Origin of the sequence: Streptomyces sp. Da 82-17 (genome assembly GCF_046098215.1) — a bacterium.
Lineage (GTDB): Bacteria > Actinomycetota > Actinomycetes > Streptomycetales > Streptomycetaceae > Streptomyces.
The window spans coordinates 223017-240948 of record NZ_JBJURH010000008.1; the positions used below are offsets into that span (position 1 = coordinate 223017).

The 17932-nt window shown below is 72.3% G+C and carries 18 protein-coding genes; 8 read left to right on the plus strand and 10 right to left on the minus strand.

What is annotated here, in order from left to right; translation table 11 throughout:
• The first annotated feature begins 125 nt into the window (after positions 1 to 125).
• The 3 genes from ACIDOF_RS16485 to ACIDOF_RS16495 all read left to right on the plus strand — a co-directional run bounded on the left by ACIDOF_RS16485 (position 126) and on the right by ACIDOF_RS16495 (position 2292).
• Entirely contained in the window at positions 126 to 278 is a 153-nt protein-coding gene (locus ACIDOF_RS16485) for a hypothetical protein (protein ID WP_409006615.1), read from the plus strand.
• Between the two features lie 5 nt (positions 279 to 283).
• On the plus strand, positions 284 to 1567 hold the full coding sequence (locus ACIDOF_RS16490) for a helix-turn-helix domain-containing protein (RefSeq protein WP_409006616.1): 1284 nt from the start codon (positions 284 to 286) through the stop codon (positions 1565 to 1567).
• Between the two features lie 68 nt (positions 1568 to 1635).
• Positions 1636 to 2292 (plus strand): hypothetical protein, encoded by a 657-nt coding sequence (locus tag ACIDOF_RS16495; protein ID WP_409006617.1) that lies wholly within the window; start codon positions 1636 to 1638, stop codon positions 2290 to 2292.
• Between the two features lie 18 nt (positions 2293 to 2310).
• Here the strand turns inward: ACIDOF_RS16495 and ACIDOF_RS16500 are convergent, their stop codons facing one another.
• The gene (locus ACIDOF_RS16500) at positions 2311 to 2748 is read right to left on the minus strand and encodes a MarR family winged helix-turn-helix transcriptional regulator (RefSeq protein WP_409006618.1); all 438 of its coding nucleotides are present in this window, start codon (positions 2746 to 2748) and stop codon (positions 2311 to 2313) included.
• A gap of 133 nt (positions 2749 to 2881) precedes the next feature.
• Here ACIDOF_RS16500 and ACIDOF_RS16505 point away from each other — a divergent pair, with 133 nt between their 5' ends.
• Positions 2882 to 3901 (plus strand): NADP-dependent oxidoreductase, encoded by a 1020-nt coding sequence (locus tag ACIDOF_RS16505; RefSeq protein WP_409006619.1) that lies wholly within the window; start codon positions 2882 to 2884, stop codon positions 3899 to 3901.
• 71 nt (positions 3902 to 3972) lie between these two features.
• Positions 3973 to 4398, plus strand: coding sequence for an organic hydroperoxide resistance protein (locus tag ACIDOF_RS16510; RefSeq protein ID WP_409006620.1), 426 nt, complete (start codon positions 3973 to 3975; stop codon positions 4396 to 4398).
• 104 nt (positions 4399 to 4502) lie between these two features.
• Here ACIDOF_RS16510 and ACIDOF_RS16515 read toward each other — a convergent pair whose 3' ends face one another.
• Complete coding sequence (locus ACIDOF_RS16515) at positions 4503 to 6881, minus strand: M14 family zinc carboxypeptidase (protein WP_409006621.1); 2379 nt, start codon at positions 6879 to 6881, stop codon at positions 4503 to 4505.
• A 205-nt stretch (positions 6882 to 7086) separates the two neighbouring features.
• On the opposite strand from ACIDOF_RS16515, the gene ACIDOF_RS16520 reads away from it, so the two are divergent.
• Positions 7087 to 7950, plus strand: a complete 864-nt coding sequence (locus ACIDOF_RS16520; protein ID WP_409006753.1) for an EI24 domain-containing protein — start codon at positions 7087 to 7089, stop codon at positions 7948 to 7950.
• Between the two features lie 23 nt (positions 7951 to 7973).
• On the opposite strand, the gene ACIDOF_RS16525 is transcribed toward ACIDOF_RS16520, so the two are convergent.
• Together ACIDOF_RS16525 and ACIDOF_RS16530 are read right to left on the minus strand one after the other, a co-directional pair.
• A complete protein-coding gene (locus ACIDOF_RS16525; RefSeq protein WP_409006622.1) occupies positions 7974 to 9236 on the minus strand; it encodes a pyroglutamyl peptidase in 1263 nt (420 codons plus the stop codon).
• Positions 9237 to 9305: 69 nt separating this feature from the next.
• Entirely contained in the window at positions 9306 to 10250 is a 945-nt protein-coding gene (locus tag ACIDOF_RS16530; RefSeq protein ID WP_409006623.1) for an SGNH/GDSL hydrolase family protein, read from the minus strand.
• Between the two features lie 273 nt (positions 10251 to 10523).
• Here ACIDOF_RS16530 and ACIDOF_RS16535 point away from each other — a divergent pair, with 273 nt between their 5' ends.
• Positions 10524 to 11018: a DUF3145 domain-containing protein gene (locus ACIDOF_RS16535; protein WP_409006624.1), complete on the plus strand. Its 495-nt coding sequence runs from the start codon at positions 10524 to 10526 to the stop codon at positions 11016 to 11018.
• Positions 11019 to 11079: 61 nt separating this feature from the next.
• On the opposite strand, the gene fabF is transcribed toward ACIDOF_RS16535, so the two are convergent.
• The 5 genes from fabF to ACIDOF_RS16560 form a co-directional block, all read right to left on the minus strand.
• Positions 11080 to 12342, minus strand: coding sequence for a beta-ketoacyl-ACP synthase II (gene fabF, locus ACIDOF_RS16540; protein WP_409006625.1), 1263 nt, complete (start codon positions 12340 to 12342; stop codon positions 11080 to 11082).
• 69 nt (positions 12343 to 12411) lie between these two features.
• Positions 12412 to 12660 carry an acyl carrier protein gene (locus ACIDOF_RS16545; protein WP_409006626.1) on the minus strand — a complete coding sequence of 83 codons (249 nt, stop codon included), beginning with the start codon at positions 12658 to 12660 and terminating at the stop codon, positions 12412 to 12414.
• Positions 12661 to 12752: 92 nt separating this feature from the next.
• On the minus strand, positions 12753 to 13784 hold the full coding sequence (locus ACIDOF_RS16550) for a ketoacyl-ACP synthase III (protein ID WP_409006627.1): 1032 nt from the start codon (positions 13782 to 13784) through the stop codon (positions 12753 to 12755).
• Between the two features lie 17 nt (positions 13785 to 13801).
• Positions 13802 to 14722, minus strand: coding sequence for an ACP S-malonyltransferase (locus tag ACIDOF_RS16555; RefSeq protein ID WP_409006628.1), 921 nt, complete (start codon positions 14720 to 14722; stop codon positions 13802 to 13804).
• An 89-nt stretch (positions 14723 to 14811) separates the two neighbouring features.
• Entirely contained in the window at positions 14812 to 16011 is a 1200-nt protein-coding gene (locus tag ACIDOF_RS16560) for a PucR family transcriptional regulator (RefSeq protein ID WP_409006629.1), read from the minus strand.
• 61 nt (positions 16012 to 16072) lie between these two features.
• On the opposite strand from ACIDOF_RS16560, the gene ACIDOF_RS16565 reads away from it, so the two are divergent.
• On the plus strand, positions 16073 to 16747 hold the full coding sequence (locus tag ACIDOF_RS16565; RefSeq protein WP_409006754.1) for a pirin family protein: 675 nt from the start codon (positions 16073 to 16075) through the stop codon (positions 16745 to 16747).
• 67 nt (positions 16748 to 16814) lie between these two features.
• On the opposite strand, the gene ACIDOF_RS16570 is transcribed toward ACIDOF_RS16565, so the two are convergent.
• A complete protein-coding gene (locus ACIDOF_RS16570; RefSeq protein WP_409006630.1) occupies positions 16815 to 17630 on the minus strand; it encodes a serine hydrolase domain-containing protein in 816 nt (271 codons plus the stop codon).
• Between the last annotated feature and the right edge of the window lie 302 nt (positions 17631 to 17932).

Genomic DNA, 17932 nt, shown 5'->3' on the forward strand with positions numbered 1-17932 from the left:
ACCGTAGGCCCACTCTTGACGCACTGTCAATGGACCCTGGACACTGGGCAGTCGCCGGAGGGGACCGGCGCAGGGGGACGGCTTTCGAGCCGGGTGGTGTCGCCGAGAGAGAGGCTGACCCTGCCATGAACCGACTTCTCGCAGCAGCACTGACCGCGCTCTGCGCCGCCGCGCTCGCCGTGGGCGCCGCCGTCGGCGTCGTCGCCCTCCTGGGCGCCACACCGGAGCAGCCCAACACACCCCTGATCAGCTACGAGCAGGCGCAGCAGGGACGTTGACCACGATGAGCGCACGCTCCGCCTGGCGGGTGGTGCCGCGGCTGAAGATGACCCAGTTCGCCACCCTCGCCATGGACGAGGTGCCGCGCCTCGCCGACGACATCCTGCGCGAGATCCGCCGCGAGTACCCGCATCTGCCCGTCGTCCTCAACGAGGCGGGCGAACCCATGGCGCTCGTCGGCATCCGCCGCGCCCTCGAAGTCTTCGTCCAGCAGATCGCGCACACCGAGGACCGCCCCCGCTACCACCCGGAGGTCTTCCAGGAGTTCGGCCGCGGCGAGGGCCTGCACGGCCGCAGCCTCGACTCCCTGCAGGCCATCTACCGCCTGGGCGTCCGCCTGGCCTGGCGCCGCCTCGCCGAGATCGGCCAGCTCGTCGAGATCCCGCCCCCGGCCATGTACGAGCTGGCCGAGGCGGGCTTCGAGTACCTGGACGGCCTCGTCGACCAGTCCGTGCGCGGCTACGCCGAGGCCGCGGCCCGGCAGGCCGGCGAACGGCTGCGCCTGCAGCGGAAGTTGATGGAACTCCTGCTGGCCGAGCACCGCACCGACCGTACGGCCCACCCGTCGCCCGACCGCCACCCCTCGACGAGGCCCTCCGGGCCGCAGCATGTACTCGAGGCGATCGCCGAGCGCGCCGCCCGTGTGAGCTGGCCGCTGCCCGAACGCGTCGCCGTCGGCGTGCTGCTGCGGCCCGCCCGCGAGGCCGTCGCGCCCGCCGTCGGCCCGGACGTGCTGCTCGACATGGAGACCGAACAGCCCTGCATGGTCGTGCCCGAACCGGACGCGGCCGGCCGGCCCGAACTCCTGCGCCGGGCCATGACCGGCTGGGCCGGGGCGATCGGCCCGCCCGTGCCGCTCCTCGACGCCGCCAAGTCGCTGCGCTGGGCGGAGGCCGCGGTCCGCCTGATGGAACGCGGACTGCTGCCCGGCGGCGAGGTGCTGTTCTGCGCCGAGCACACCGAGGCGCTCGTCCTGCTGCAGCCCGAGGAGCTGATCAACGACCTGGCCCGGCGCACCCTCGCCCCGCTCGCGGAGTGCGGCCCCGCCCACGGCCGCCGTCTCGCCGAGACCCTGCTCGCCTGGCTGGAGACCCGCGGTGGCGCCCCGGAGGTCGCGGCCCGCCTCGGCGTCCATCCGCAGACCGTCCGCTACCGGCTGCGGCAGATCCGGGAGCTGTGGGGCGACGAGATCGACGACCCGGACCGCCGCTTCGAACTGGAACTGGTCCTTCGGGCACAACGCCTCAGAGGCGGCATCTCCGGCCCGCGGGCCGAGGGCGCCGCATAGGACTCGGCACACAACCTTCACACCGTCTGCCTCATCCGTTACGGGGTCGCCTCTAGCCTCCCGAACTTATGGACTACTGCCACCCGTGCGGCCGGCACCTCAACGGCGCGCTCACGTGCCCGGGCTGCGGCACGCCCGCCGAGGCCTGCCGTCGGTACGCCGAGGAGATGGCGGCCGTCGAGGCGGCCGCCGGACCCGGGGCGCAGGGCGGCGCCGAGCCCGACGAGCCGCGCCGGTCCCGCCGCGCCGCGGGCCGCGCCCGCCGCCGGGACACCGAGCGGCGCCGCCGTCGTACCCGTGCCCTCGTCGTCGGCGCCGGGTTCCTGCTCGTCGCCGGGGGAGTGGGCGCCGCCCAGCTCGGCGGGGACCAGCCCGAGGACCGCGCGGCCCCGGCCCGGCCGGACGCCCCGGAGGGCACGGACGCCGTCCAGCCCACGCAGACCGCCGCGGAGACCGGCCGCGCCGACCGCAGCGACCGCGAACCGTCGACCACCGCACCGGCCACGACCGCCCCGGCGGCCACGCCCACGACGACGGCGCCGAAGAAGACCGACAAGCCGGACCGGGCCACCGACTCCCCGGAGCAGGAGCCGAGTTCCCGCCCGGCCGACACGCAGCGCCCGCCGAGCCAGCGCCCCACGCCGCCCCCGTCGACCACTCGGCCCTCGGACCCGGAGCCCACGCCGACGGAGACGTGCGACCGGTTCCTGTGGTGGTGCACGTAAGCCGGAGGTGTGCTCGGCTCACGCCTCCAGCATCTGCTGCAACAGGTCCCGCAGGGACACCCGCTGCTCCCGCGAGAGCGACCCGAGGGGTTCGCGCGCGAAGTCGTCGAGCCCGTCGCGCAGTTCGCGGGCCGTGCGCGCGCCCTCCTCGGTGGGTGCGGCCAGCTTCACGCGCCGGTCGGCCGGGTCGGGGCGGCGCTCGACGAGACCGCGGGACTCCAGGCGGTCGACGATGCCCGTGATGTTGGACGGCTCGCACTTCAGCTTCTGCGCGATCCGCCGCATCGGCATCGGTTCGAGCGAGAGCAGCCCGAGGACCCGGGCCTGGGCGCCGGTCAGGGAGTGCTTGGCCGCGGCCCGCTCGTACGCGTCGTGGTAGCGGTTCACGACGGAGCCGATCAGCTCGACGACCTCGAGGGTCAGCGGGTCGGTGCGGGGCGTGCGGGAAGTGGCCATGGGAACCAGCGTACCCATTTACTTGACAACATGAAATATGCAGGAGCATGGTTGTTTGAGGTTCTTAAGTAATTGGCCGCCGGTGAGCCGAGCCGCCCCGGCCGCCCCCCCGCACGTATCTGGAGGCCGCCCCATGTCCGCACTGCCTTCCGCCGCCCGCGCCTGGCACCTCGTCGCCCGCCCGCACGGCTGGCCCGAGCACTCCGACTTCGAGCTGCGCGAGGTGCCCCTGGCCGCCCCGGCCGAGGGCCGCATCCTCGTGAAGAACCTGCACTTCTCCGTCGACCCGTACATGCGCGGCCGCATGAACGACGTGAAGTCGTACATCCCGCCGTTCCAGCTGGACCAGCCCATGGACGGCGGCGCGGTCGGCGAGGTCGTCGCCTCCAACGACCCGGCCTTCGCCGTCGGCGACCACGTCCTGCACGGCCTCGGCTGGCGCGACTACGCGGACGTGCCGGCGAAGCACGCCAAGAAGGTCGACGCCTCCCTCGCCCCGCTCTCCGCCTACCTCGGCGTCCTCGGCATGCCGGGCCTCACCGCGTACGCCGGGCTCCTGGAGGTCGCCTCGTTCAAGGAGGGCGACGCGGTCTTCGTGTCCGGCGCCGCCGGTGCCGTGGGCAGCCAGGTCGGCCAGATCGCCCGCATCAAGGGCGCCTCCCGGGTCATCGGCTCGGCCGGCTCCGACGACAAGGTCAAGCGCCTCGTCGAGGAGTACGGCTTCGACGCCGCCTTCAACTACAAGAAGGGCCCGGTCGCCCAGCAGCTGAAGGAGGCCGCCCCCGACGGCATCGACGTCTACTTCGACAACGTCGGCGGCGACCACCTGGAGGCCGCCATCAGCCGCCTCAACGTGCACGGCCGCGTCACGATCTGCGGCATGATCGCCGGCTACAACGACACCGAGCCCACCCCGGGCCCGCGCAACATGGCGATGATCATCGGCAAGCGGCTGCGGCTCCAGGGCATGCTCGTCGCCGACCACAACGACCTCCAGCCCCAGTTCGTCCAGGACGTCGCCTCGTGGATCGCGTCCGGCGAGCTCAAGTACGACGAGACCGTCGTCGAAGGCATCGAGAACGGCGTGGACGCGTTCCTCGGCGTCCTGCGCGGTGCCAACACCGGAAAGATGGTCGTCAACCCGACCCGTTAAGGTTCAGGGCGTGACCGTTCCGGGTCGTGGGCGCGAGCCCGGCGCGGCGCAACGATGGAGGAAACAAGCACATGGCCATCCAGCAGTCCGACGTGAAGTACACCGCTGTCGCCACCGCGGAAGGCGGCCGTGACGGCCGCGTCGCCGCCGACGACGGCAAGCTCGACGTCGTCGTCAACCCGCCCAAGGAGATGGGCGGCTCCGGCGAGGGCACCAACCCCGAGCAGCTCTTCGCCGCCGGTTACGCGGCGTGCTTCCAGGGCGCCCTCGGCGTCGTCGCCCGCAACGAGAAGGTCGACATCACGGGCTCGCTCGTGACCGCCGAGGTCGGCATCGGCTCCAACGACGACGGCTTCGGCATCATCGTCGCCATCAAGGGCTCCATCCCGACCGTGGACGCGGCCACCGCCCAGTCCCTGCTCGAGAAGGCCCACCAGGTGTGCCCGTACTCCAAGGCCACCCGCGGCAACATCGAGGTCACCCTCGCCGTCGCCTGAGCCACCGCACGCACCCCGTCCGACGACGGGCCGTGAACAGCCCGAGGGCCGCACTCCGGAATCCGGAGCGCGGCCCTCGGCACGTGCCGGGGGACCGGCCGCGATCAGCCGAGCAGCGCCCGGCCGACCTGGGCGTACAGACCCTTCGGATGCGCCCGGAACATCGGCTCCGTGCCGAGCAGCACGACCTCGCCGCCGCCCGCGCTCCCGCTGACCACGGACGCCCGGCCCGCGGCGTCGCCCGGACCGCCCTTGCCGTTGTCGGCCGCCCGCCAGTGACCGGAGACCAGCGGGTTCCCGGTGGCGTACGACTGCTCGACGCGGACGCCCGAGCCCAGGCCGGTGAACCACATCGGCGAGTACACGAAGCTGTGCGCCGGCGCGCCCTCCGTGAGCGGGCCCTCGTTCCGCACCCGCACCACGCCGTTGGCCGCCTCGTTGCCCTCGACCGCCGTCACGTCGAGCAGCTTCGCCGACGCGTTGAACGCCGCGCCCTGCGCACCGCGCCCCACGACCCGGCCGCCGTCCGCGAGGAAACCGTCGAACGCCTTCCGCGCCGCCGCGTTCAGCTTGTCGTGCGCGAGCCCGGACGAGACGACCAGGGCGTCCGTGCCCGACCAGTCGAAGCCCTCGTTGAGGACCGCCGTCGACACCGGCGTCACGTCGAAGCCCATCTCCCGCAGCGCGAACAGCTCACCCGGCGTCACCGCCGCCGCGACCTTCGTACGGTCCCGCTCGTTCGCCGCGGCGATCGCCTCGGGGGAGCCGAGGGTCCGGTCCGGGGCGGCCGTCGCGGCCGAGCGCACCGCGGCGCGCTTCATGCCGAGGCTCGTGCCCTCCGGCACCGCCCGCACGTCCGCACCCCACAGCAGACCGAGACTCCAGCCGGAGATGTCGTACATCGTCGACACCTTGTCGCTGATGTCCGAGCCGTCCGCGAGCAGCACGTTCGCCATGCCGCGCTTCGACTGGTGCAGGTCCACCAGATACGAACCGGCCGCGTACGCCCGCCCGTTCAGCCGGAACGCCTCACTCGCCCGCTCCACCCGCACGTCGTTGGCGAGCAGATGGTTCACCAGGCGGGCCGCCGCCGTGCCCGAGCGCTGGTCCGCGCCCGCCGGGATGACGTACGCGCGCGGGAACCGAGTCGTGTACACGTCCTCGGGACCGATGCCCGGGACGCCCGGCACCGTCTCCTCGGAGACCTCCACCTGCTTCTCGCCCGCCGCCGCACGCCGGAACGTCTCGATCTGGTCGGCGATCAGCGAACCGCGCCGGTCCCGCGCGAAGTCGAGGGTCGCGCGCATCGCCGCGCCCGCGATGTCCACGTTGATCGCGGAACGGCGGCGCAGCTCGGCCACCGGCAGCGCGTTGTAGTCGGCGTTGTTGACCCGCATCGGGAACTCGATGGTGTGCGAGGCGACCGCGCCGTGGAACGGCATGTACTGCGGCGTGAAGATCGGCGGCCAGTCGTCCCAGCCCTCCTCCTGGTCCCGGAACGGGATCACGGCGGGCTGCACGCCGTCCTTCTCGGTGTAGCCGAGGCCGTTGACGGCCTTCTCCATACCGAGCGCGTTGGCGTAGGAATTCTTCAGGAACAGGTCGTACTCGTAGTTCTCGCCGTGCGGGGGAGTGGTCGGTTCGATCAGCGTGCCGTTCACGTACCCGTGCAGGTCGATCATCACGGCCGGCTGCTTGTCGATCGCGATCTGCCGCATCGCCCGGGTCTCCGGCTGGGACGCGGTGACGAAGTCCCGGTTCAGGTCGAAGCCGTTGCCGTTGGCGCGGGTTCCGGCGATCCGGCCGTCCGGGTTGGCCGTCACGTTGAAGTAGACGCGCGAGGTGTCGAGGAGCCGCTCGGTCCGCTCGCTCTTGGAGGTGGCGAGCTCCTCGATGAGGTCGAGGGCGGCGTCCGTGCCCTCCCACTCGTTGCCGTGGATGTTGTTGTTGACGAACACCGGCGTCTTGTAACGGGCCTTGATCTGCGGGTCCTTGGCCGCCTGCGCGGGCGAGCGCTCGATCAGCTCCCGCATCCGCTCCTGCTCCCGCGCCTTCTCCGCCGACTCGGGGGACGTCACGGTGACGAGATACAGCGGATGCCCCTTCGAGGACTCCCCGTGCACCTCGACGCTGACCCGGTCCCCCAGCTTCTGCAGCTCGTTCAGCTGCGGGGCTATGGAGTGGTACGGGGTGAGGCCCAGCTTGATCGACTTGTCGCCGGGGTTCTCCGGCTGGGCCTCAAGCACCTGCTCGCGCGGATAGCCGGCGGTGCCGCCCGACCGGCCGAGCTCCGACTGGGCCGCGCGCAGGGCGCGTTCGGTGGCGGAGGCGGGCGACTGCGCGGCCCGGCCGTCGGTGCGCGCACCGCTGTCGCGCACGGCCCCTGCGGGCCCGCCGGGGTCGGCGCTGGCGCCGAGGGGCGCGAGCAGTACGGCGCTCGTCGCGGTGGCAAGGGTGATGAGGACCGGTCTCGGTATGCCCACACGTACCTCCAAATGTCCCGAACCGTTTCGGCCAGGAAGATCAGTACGCGAGGTCTACCGGATACAACTCGCCGCCAACAAGGGTGCGTTGGCCACCGATTTTTTCGCGGAGCCGCTCCCTCGCCGCCGTTTTCTCCCGTGACCGTGCTGTTGCACCGCGCCGACCGGACGCCGACCTGCCCCGGTTAGGGTGGCGGACATGGCCATGCGTGATCTGGGGACCGGTTTTGGATATCTCGCGAAGGGCCAGCGCTGGGTCGCGGGCCACGGGCGCTGGTTCGGCTTCGGGCTGATCCCGGGCCTGATCACCCTCGTCCTGTACGCGGGCGCGCTGGTCGGCCTCGCCTTCGGCGCCGACGACCTCATCGCCTGGGCCACGCCGTTCGCCGACGACTGGTCGTCCCCGTGGATCGGCCTGTTCCGCGGCTTCCTCACGGTCCTGCTGTTCGCCCTCGGCCTCTTCCTCGCCGTGATCACGTTCACCGCCGTGACCCTCCTGGTCGGCCAGCCCTTCTACGAGTCGCTGTCCGAGCAGGTCGACAAGTCCGAGTCGCCCGACGGCACCGCGCCCGAGTCGGGCCTGCCGCTGCTGCGCGAGCTGTGGATCTCGGCCCGGGACAGCCTGCGCATCCTGGTCCGCGCCCTGCTGTGGGCGGTGCTGCTGTTCTTCCTCGGCTTCATTCCGGTGCTCGGGCAGACCGTGGTCCCGGCGATCGGCTTCTGCGTGACCGGCTTCTTCCTCACCCAGGAGCTCACCTCGGTCGCCCTGCAGCGCCGCCGCGTCGAAGTCCGCGAGCAGCTCGCCCTGTTGCGCGCCCACCGCATGACGACCTGGGGCTTCGGCGTGCCGCTCGCCTTGGCGTTCCTGGTCCCGTTCGTCGCGGTGTTCCTGATGCCGGGCGCGGTCGCGGGCGCGACGCTGATGGTGCGCGACCTGCGCCGCGAGAACGAACTCCCGCAGCAGCAGCCGCAGTCGCCCCCGCAGACCCCCGCCCCGCACAGCGGACAGGCCTCCGGCCCGTACGGGCAGCCGCCGCAGCCGATGCCCGGCAACCCGTACGCGCAGTAGCGAAGGCCCGCCGGCCCCGCGGCTCAGCGCCTGGCCGCCGCCACGGCCACGATCTGCCGCACCTGCCCCACGATCGCAAGCCGGTTCCGCACGAACTGCGGGTCCGTGACCGTGCCGGTCGCCGGGTCCGTGTTGCCCGCGCCGAACTGCAGCACCGGCGTGTGCACATGGCCGCCGGGCAGCGCGTCCAGGCCGAGCCGGTCGCGCAGCAGCGTCGCCCGGTACGCGATCTCGTTCGACAGGTAGTCGCCGCCCCCGCCCGCGCGCGCCGTCGAGCCCTCGGTCGGACCGTCGGCCCGCTTCACCGGCTCGGTCGCCCCGGCCGGGATCTCCGTCACCTCGGTGTTGTCGTACACCGGGAACGGCCCGGTCTCCGCCGCCACGATCCGCTCGTACGGCAGCGTCGTACGCGTCCACTGCGGCTGCGAGTCCGGGTCGGCGACCGGGACCGTCTCCGTGCGCGAGACGTTCAGGTTGTCCGGGAAGCCACCCCGCCAGGCCCCGTTGAACCGCTCCACGTCGAAGCGGCCCACCCGGCCCTGGCTGACCGTCGTGAACGCGTCCACGCGCGGCAGCTGCGGGCGCAGGGCACGCTCCACCGCGCCGTCCGCGAAGTCCTGCCAGCGCACCGGGAACACGGCCACCTCGACGCGCGCCCGCCGCCCGTCCGCCGTACGGACATAGGTGCCGTCCAGCGCGAGGGCCGCCGCCCCCGAAGGGTTGCTGATCCGCACGTCCCGGTCGAGGGTGAACGGGTCGAAGCCGGTGAGCAGCACCCTGCGCCCGCCGTCGTCCGGCCAGCGGATGTCGTCCTGCCCGCGCGAGGCCCGCTCCAACGCGGCCAGCAACTCCGCGCGCTGCGCCCCGGTCGGGCCGAACTCGGCGTCCCAGGCGCGCAGTTCACGCGTCATGCCGAGCCGCGCCCAGTACAGCGGCCGGTCGTCGTCCCGGCTCAACTCCCCGTCCGCCACCGGCGCCCGCCCCTGCACCCGCGCCACGGCCCGCTCCCACAGCCGCGACCCGTGGCGTACGACGACCTGCCGGGCCTCCGCGTACGAGTCCGCCGCGCGCAGCGCCCGCGCGAAATCCGGGGCCACGTCGGCGAACCCGCTGCGCCGCAGGATCTCCTGCGGCGCGGCACGGTCGAGGCGCAACTCCTCCACGGTGGGCCCCTCCCCGGCGTACGTGTCCGGGGCCGGTGCGTCCGGGGCGGGCGCGGCGCCGAGGGCGAGAGGGGAGCAGAGAGCGAGTACAGCGGCGCAGAGCCGCACGCGTATGACTGACACAGGGGTCCTTCCACGAGCCGCCGAACGGTCCCGGAAGTATGGCCCAACTCCCGCCGCGCGTGCGCCCGTTCAGGACCGTCCCCGGTCCGCCGTCACCTTCTCGAAGGCCAGCTCCGCCAGCCGTGCCTGCCCGCTCCTGCCCGGGTGGAAGAAGTCCCAGCGGCTCAACTGCCCCGTGCCGAAGCGGTAGTCGAAGACCGCCCCGCCGTCGTACCGGCACCGCTCGTCCTTCGCGCACACCCCCGCCAACGCCTCGTTGTACGCCACCACCCGCTCGTACGCCGCGTCCCTGCGCTCCACCGACCGCGCGTCGACGGCGTCCGGCTCGCCCAGCATCGTCGGGCAGATGCCCAGGCTCCACACCTGCTTGGCCGTCGCGCTGCCCCGCCCCTGCGACCACAACCGCTTCAGGTCCGGCACACTCGCCACGTACACCTGCGTCTTCGGCCGCTTTGCGCGCAGCGTGCGCAGCGCCTCGGCGAAGTCCGCGCGGAACTCGGCGACCGGCGTCATCGCGGCCACCGACGCCCGGCACACGTCGTTCGCCCCCACGAGCACCGTCACCAGGTCCGGGGACTCGGCCGCCGCCCGCTCCATCTGCTCCGGCAGGTCGGCCATCCGCGCGCCACTGCTCGCGAAGTTCCAACTGTGCGTCGCCGCCGCCTCCTTGCCGAGCAACCGCACCGCCAGCGAACGCACCCGGTCGTCCGTGCCCGTCGCCCACGAGGCCTCCGGGCAGTCCGACAACACCTGACAGGCGTCGAAACCACGCGTGATCGAATCGCCCACCGCCGCCACCGACTTCGGCGAGGTGTCCCACACCGGCTCCGGCCGCTCCGGCCGCGCCGCCGGCTTGCTGCCGCGTACCGCCGAACTCTTCGGCGCCGGAGCCGAACCCGAACCCTCCGAGGCGCTGCAGGCCGCCAGGCCCAGCGACGCGGAAGCGAGCGACACCGCCGCCACCACCCCCGCGGCCCCGCGACGAAGAGGACGGACGAAACCGAACTCCCGCATCCTGACGTCCCCTCCATGACAGCTGTAGCGCCCTGCCGGGTGAATGCTGAACGATTCCCCGCACCGGGACCGACGGTACGTCACACTCGGGCCACTGCCGCACGGTAGCTTTGCCACAGTCGACCCAGAGGCAGGCCGCTGTCTCGGTTCCGGTAAATTACATCACGTCAGATCTGTCCGAATTGGTCGTCATTGGCTACGTTCGGTCAGCATTGCTCGGCACGGGCGCGAGGCCGCTGGGGAAGGCGAACCTCGACCCACACTGGAGGTCCGGTGACGACACGTGGAGTTCTGTACGTGCACTCCGCTCCGCGCGCGCTGTGCCCGCACATCGAATGGGCGGTCGCGGGCGTACTCGGCGGGCGTGTGAACCTCGACTGGATCCGGCAGCCCGCCGCCCCCGGCACGTGGAGATCCGAATTCTCCTGGCAGGCCGAGCCCGGCACCGCCGCCAAACTCGCCTCCGCACTGCGCGGTTGGCAGATGCTGCGCTTCGAGGTCACCGCCGAACCCGGCGCCGGCACGGAGGGCGAGCGGTACAGCGCCACCCCCGACCTCGGCATCTTCCACGCCGTCACCGGCATCCACGGCGACATCCTGATCCCCGAGGACCGACTGCGCGCCGCCCTCGCCCGCTCGCAACGCGGCGAGAGCGACCTCGAGTCCGAACTCACCGGCCTCCTCGGCAAGCCCTGGGACGACGAACTGGAACCCTTCCGGTACGCGGGAGAGGGCGCCCCGGTGCGCTGGCTCCACCAGGTGGTGTGACGGCCGTACGCCGAAGGCCCGCTCGGGAGTTCCGAGCGGGCCTTCAGTGTGTGTACGGCACTCAGACCGTGCGGAACGCCAGCACCACGTTGTGGCCGCCGAAGCCGAACGAGTCGTTCAGCGCGGCGATGGTGCCCTCGGGGAGCGGACGCGCCTCGCCGCGCACGATGTCGGCCTCCGCCTCCGGGTCGAGGTTGTCGATGTTGATCGTGGGCGGGGCGACCCGGTTCTTCAGCGCGAGGACCGTGGCCACGGTCTCCACACCGCCGGCGCCGCCGAGGAGGTGACCGGTCATCGACTTCGTCGCGGACACCGCCACATGGTCCAGGTCGTCGCCGAGGACCTTGCGCAGCGCGCGCAGCTCACCGATGTCGCCCTGCGGGGTCGACGTGGCGTGCGCGTTGGCGTGCACGATCTCGGCCGGCTTCAGACCCGTGGTGTCGAGGAGGTTCTGCACCGCCTGCGCGATACCCGTGCCGGACGGCTCGGGCTGCGTGATGTGGTGGGCGTCGGCGGAGATGCCCTGGCCGACGGCCTCGACGTAGATCTTCGCGCCGCGGGCCTTCGCGTGCTCCTCGGACTCCAGGACGATCACGCCGGAGCCCTCGCCGAGCACGAATCCGTTGCGGTCGACGTCGTAGGGACGCGAGGCGCCCTGCGGGTCGTCGTTGTTCTTGGACATCGCCATCATGTTGCCGAACGCGACCATCGGCAGCGGGTGGATGGCGGCCTCGGTGCCACCGGCGATCACGATGTCGGCGCGGCCGGTACGGATCATCTCGATCGCGTACCCGATGGCCTCGGCGCCGGACGCGCACGCCGACACCGGGGTGTGCACACCGGCGCGGGCGTTCAGCTCGATGCCGACGTTCGCCGCGGGGGAGTTGGGCATGAGCATCGGCACGGTGTGCGGGGAGACCCGGCGTACGCCCTTCTCCTTCAGCACGTCGTACTGGTCGAGGAGCGTCGTGACGCCGCCGATGCCGGAGGCGATGACGGCGCCCAGGCGGTTCGGGTCGATGCCCGACTCCTCGCCGGCGGCGCCGGTCAGGCCCGCGTCCTGCCAGGCCTCACGGGCGGCGATCAGCGCGAACTGCGCTGAGCGGTCCAGCTTCCGGGCCTGCGGGCGCGGAATGATCTCGGTCGGCTCCACGGCGACCTGGCCGGCGATCCGGACCGGCAGTTCGGCGGCCCACTCCTGCTCCAGCAGGGAGATGCCGGAACGGCCCGCGATCAGGCCCTCCCAGGTAGAAGCCGCATCGCCACCCAGCGGTGTGGTTGCGCCGATACCGGTGACGACCACGGTGCGATTGGTCGAGTTCACAGGGATTCTTTCTCCACGTAATAGGGATACAACGGCGCCACCGCCGGGTGGCGTTGAGCGAGCAGAGGGTCAGCTCTGGTGCTTCAGGATGTAGTCGGTGGCGTCGCCGACCGTCTTGAGGTTCTTGACGTCGTCGTCGGGGATCTTCACGTCGAAGCGCTCCTCGGCGGCGACGACGACCTCGACCATGGACAGCGAGTCGACGTCCAGGTCATCGGTGAAGGACTTGTCCGTCTGGACGTCCTCGGTGGGGATGCCGGCGATCTCGTTCACGATCTCCGCGAGACCGGCAACGATCTCTTCCTGAGTGGCGGCCATGTGGCGCTCCTTCGTATGTATCAGATGGTTAGCGGCATCGGCCGGGACGCCTCGCTCGGACCGGAGGTCTCTGCGAGGGCCCCGTACGGTGCCTAGGGGAGGGTAACGACCGTGGCGGCGTACACGAGACCCGCCCCGAAGCCGATGACCAGCGCGGTGTCGCCGCTCTTCGCCTCGCCGGTCGCCAGGAGCCGCTCCATCGCGAGCGGGATCGAGGCGGCCGAGGTGTTGCCGGTGGTCTCCACGTCACGGGCGACCGTGACGTGCTCCGGCAGCTTCAGTGTCTTCACCATCGAGTCGATGATCCGCATGTTGGCCTGGTGCGGAATGAAGACGTCCAGGTCGTCCGGGCTCAGGCCGGCGGCGTCGAGCGCCTCCTTGGCGACCTTCGCCATCTCGAACACGGCCCAGCGGAACACCGCCTGGCCCTCCTGCGTGATCGCAGGGAACTTGAGGTTGCCCGAGTCGTCCACGGGCAGCTTCGACACGTCGCCGATGTTGAAGTCGGTCCACGGCACGGTCTGCTTGATGGTCTCGGACTTGTCGCCCTCCGAGCCCCAGACCGTCGGGCCGATGTGCGGCTCGTCGGACGGGCCCACGACGACGGCGCCGGCGCCGTCACCGAACAGGAAGGCCGTGGCCCGGTCCTCCAGGTCGGTCAGGTCGCTGAGCCGCTCCACGCCGATCACCAGGACGTACTCGGCGGAGCCCTCGGTGACCAGGCCCTTCGCCAGGGTCAGCCCGTACCCGAAGCCGGCGCAGCCCGCGGAGATGTCGAAGGCGGCGGCCTTCTCGGTGCCGAGCTTGTCGGCGATCTCCGTGGCGATGGCGGGGGTCTGCTTGAAGTGCGAGACGGTCGAGACGATCACGGCGCCGATCTTGTCGGCGGTGAGCCCGGCGTCGGCGATCGCCTTGCCGGACGCCTCGATCGACATGGCGGCGACGGTCTCCTCGTCGTTCGCCCAGTGCCGGGTCGCGATGCCGGAGCGGGAGCGGATCCACTCGTCGGACGAGTCGATCTTCTCCAGGATCACCTCGTTGGGCACGACCCGGGTCGGACGGTAGCCGCCGACGCCGAGAATGCGCGCGTACGGTGCACCCTTGCTTGGCTTGATCTTCGACATGCTCTCGGGGCTCCTACTCAGGCCGTCTGCGAATGTTCGGCGATCAGGGCGCGGGCCGCGTCGAGGTCGTCGGGGGTCTTCAGGGCGAGCGTCTTCACGCCGGGCAGGGCGCGCTTGGCCAGCCCGGTGAGGGTGCCGCCGGGGCACAGCTCGACGAGCGCGGTCACGCCGAGCTCCTTGAACGTCTCCATGCACAGGTCCCAGCGGACCGGGTTGGCGACCTGGCCGACCAGGCGCGCGATCACCTCGGCGCCGGAGTCCACGGCCCGGCCGTCCTTGTTCGAGACGTACCGGACCTTCGGGTCGGCCGGGGTCAGCTCCTTCGCGGCCTCGTCGAGGGCGGCGACCGCGGGGCCCATGTGCTCGGTGTGGAACGCGCCGGCGACCTGCAGCGGCACCACGCGGCGGGTGCCCTCCGGCTTGTCCTCGGCGAGCGCGGCGAGCTGCTCCATCGTGCCGGCGGCGACGATCTGGCCGGCGCCGTTCACGTTGGCCGGGGTCAGGCCGAGCTTCTCCAGGTGCGGCAGCACGGCGTCGGGTTCGCCGCCGAGCAGCGCCGACATGCCGGTCTGCGTGATGGCCGCGGCGTCCGCCATGGCGAGGCCGCGCTTGCGCACGAGCTGCAGGGCCGCGGTGTCGTCGAGGACGCCCGCGAGCGCGGCCGCGGTGATCTCGCCGACGCTGTGTCCGGCGACCGCGTCCGGCGCGGTCTCGCCGAGCGCGGCGGCGGAGAGCAGCCCCGCGGCGACGAGCAGCGGCTGCGCGACCGCGGTGTCACGGATGGCGTCGGCGTCGGCCTGCGTGCCGTAGTGGGCGAGGTCGAGACCGATGGCGTCGGACCAGGCGGCGAGCCGGTCGGCGGCGCCGGGGAGTTCGAGCCAGGGGGTCAGGAAGCCGGGCGTCTGGGCGCCTTGGCCGGGAGCGACGAGTACGAGCACTCTCACACTCTCTCTTGTGGACGGCGGCAACCGCCCGTGGGGACAGGGACGAAGAACAGTCAGGGGAATTGTCGACCCCCGACAAAAGTCTAGGACTGGGGATCCCCGTCGACCAGACGCCCCAGGATCAGCGCGATCCGCAGCGTGAAGGCCGAACGGACATCGGACGGCGACCAGCCGGTGACGTCAGTCACACGTCGCAGCCGGTAGCGCACGGTGTTGGGGTGGACGAACAGCATCCGCGCGGCGCCCTCAAGACTGCTGGCCTGCTCCAGGTAGACGCTCAAGGTCTCCAGGAGCGCGGAGCCCGCCTCCTCCAGCGGTCTGTAGATCTCCTCCACCAACTGCTCGCGCGCGGCCGGGTCTCCGGCGATCGCGCGCTCCGGCAGGAGATCGTCCGCGAGCACCGGGCGCGGCGCGTCCTGCCACGCCGAGCAGGCCTTGAGCCCGGCGGCCGCGGCCTGCGCCGACCGGGTCGCGGCGAGCAGGTCGGGGACCACGGGCCCGGCGACCACGGGCCCCGCCGCGTACGGGCCGATCAGGGCCTTGGCGACCGACAGCGGGTTGTCGCTGCCGCCCGCGATGACGACGAGCCGGTCGCCGAGCACCCCCGTCAGGACCTGCAGCTTGGCGTGCCGGGAGGCGCGGCGGATGGCCTCGACGGTGAGTTCGCTGTCGCCGTCGGGCGCGGTGCCGAGGACGACGCAGACGTGCTCCGGCGAGTTCCAGCCGAGGGCGGCGGCGCGGCTGACGGCGCCCTCGTCGGCCTCGCCGGACAGGACCGCGTTCACGACCAGGGATTCGAGGCGGGCGTCCCAGGCGCCGCGGGCCTCGGCGGCCTGCGCGTACACCTGCGCGGTGGCGAAGGCGATCTCGCGGGCGTAGACGAGCAGGGCCTCGCGGAGCACCGACTCGTCGCCGGGGGCCGCGACCTCGTCGATCGCGGACTCCATGACCTCGATCGTCGTCCGCACCATCTCCACGGTCTGGCGCAGGGTGATCGCCCGCGTCAGCTCGCGGGGCGCCGTGCCGAAGACGTCCGTGGAGATGGCCTGCGGGGCGTCGGGGTGCCGGAACCACTCGGTGAACGCGGCGATACCGGCCTGCGCGACCAGGCCGATCCAGGACCGGTTCTCCGGCGGCATCGCGCGGTACCACGGCAGCGTCTCGTCCATGCGCGCGATCGCCTGCGCGGCGAGGCTGCCGGAGGACTGCTCGAGGCGCTTGAGCGTCGCGGCATGCGGATGCGGGGAGGGCGGCTGCGGAGATTCGTCTACGGGTTCGGGCACGGGACAAGACTGCCTTATCCGGGCGGGTCGACGGAGTGCCGGGTCTACCGTGGGGGGCGTGATGGACGTACGGCGCGCCGACGAGCGCTATCCCGGAGGCGACCCGGAGACCGGTATCGAGTCGTGGCACGCCTTCTCCTTCGGACCGCACTACGACCCCGACAACCTGCGCTTCGGCGCGATCATCGCCTGCAACGAGGAGCGGCTCGGGCCGGGCGCCGGCTTCGACGAGCACCCGCACAGCCACACCGAGATCGTCACATGGGTCGTCCGCGGCGAGCTCACGCACCGGGACTCGGAGGGCCACGAGTCCGTCGTCCGGCCCGGTGACGTGCAGCGGCTCAGCGCGGGCGGCGGCGTCCGGCACGTGGAGCGCAACGCGGGCACCGAGCCGCTGGTGTTCGTGCAGATGTGGCTGGCCCCGCTGCAGCCCGGCGGCGACCCGTCGTACGAGGTGGTCCACGGGATAGCCGACTCGACGCCGTACGAGGTCGCCGAGGCCGGCGCGATGCTGCACGTGCGGCGGCTCGGCCCGGGCGAGCGGACGGCGGTGCCGGACGCGGAGTACGCGTACGTGCACGTCACCCGGGGTGAAGTGGCCCTCGGGGGCGTGGAGTTGGGGCCGGGGGACGCGGTGCGGCTGACGGGGGAGTCGGGCCTGGAGCTGGCGGGCCGGTCGACGGCGGAGGTCCTGGTCTGGGAACTCCCGGCCCCGTGGACACCGCCCGCGCCTTAGGCCCTGTCTTCAATCTCCCGTCTGCCCCGCGGCGTCCGGGCGAACGACGGGAGATTGAAGACAGGACCTAGCCCTTGAGCTCGGCCAGGACCGCGTCCGTGAGCGGGGGCCAGGCGTCGATCGCCCACTGACCGAAGGCACGGTCGGCGAGGGCCACGCAGGCGGCGCCCGCGTCGGGGTCGATCCACAGGAACGTGCCGGACTGGCCGAAGTGCCCGAACGTCCGCGGCGAGGACGAACTGCCCGTCCAGTGCGGGGACTTGGCGCCGCGGATCTCGAAGCCGAGGCCCCAGTCGTTGGGCTTCTGGTGGCCGTAGCCCGGCAGGATGCCGGAGAGCCCGGGGTGTACGACGGACATCGCCTCGACGACGGTACGGGCGTCGAGCAGCCGCGGCGCCTGCACCTCCGCGGCGAACCGCACCAGGTCGTCCACGGTGGACACGCCGTCCTTGGCGGGCGAGCCGTCGAGGGTGGTGGCGGTCATGCCGAGCGGTTCGAGGACCGCCTGCCGGGCGTACTCCGCGAACGGCATGTCGGCGGCCTTCGCGATGTGGTCGCCGAGCACCTCGAAACCGGCGTTGGAGTAGAGCCGCCGGGTGCCGGCCGGGGCCATCACCTTGTGCTCGTCGAAAGCCAGGCCGCTGGTGTGCGCGAGCAGATGCCGCACCGTCGAACCCTCGGGCCCGGCCGGCTCGTCGAGCTCGATCGCGCCTTCCTCGTACGCGACGAGCGCCGCGTACGCCGCGATCGGCTTCGTCACGGAGGCCAGCGGGAAGCGGTGCGCGGTGGGGCCGTACGACCCGGCGACGCTGCCGTCCGCCCGCACGACGGCCGCTGCCGCGGTGGTGACCGGCCAGTTCTCGATCTGCGCGAGGCTCTGCATGGGGATGAGCGTACGGGGTGGGTCCAGGCGGACGCCCCGGCACCCTCGACGTGCGCCCCGCCCATCGGCCTGCGGCCTCGTCCTCAGGTGCCGGACGGGCTGGATCGTCGCCCTCCGGGCTCGTCCTCAAGCGCCGGACGGGCTGGATCGTCGCCCTCCGGGCTCGTCCTCAGGCGCCGGACGGGCTGGATCGTCGCCCTCCGGGCTCGTCCTCAAACGCCGGACGGGCTGGGTTTGCTCGGTGGGGCGGAGTGGCACCGTACCCCGCGGCCAGGCGGAGGCAGCCCGGGTTCCAGCTGAGC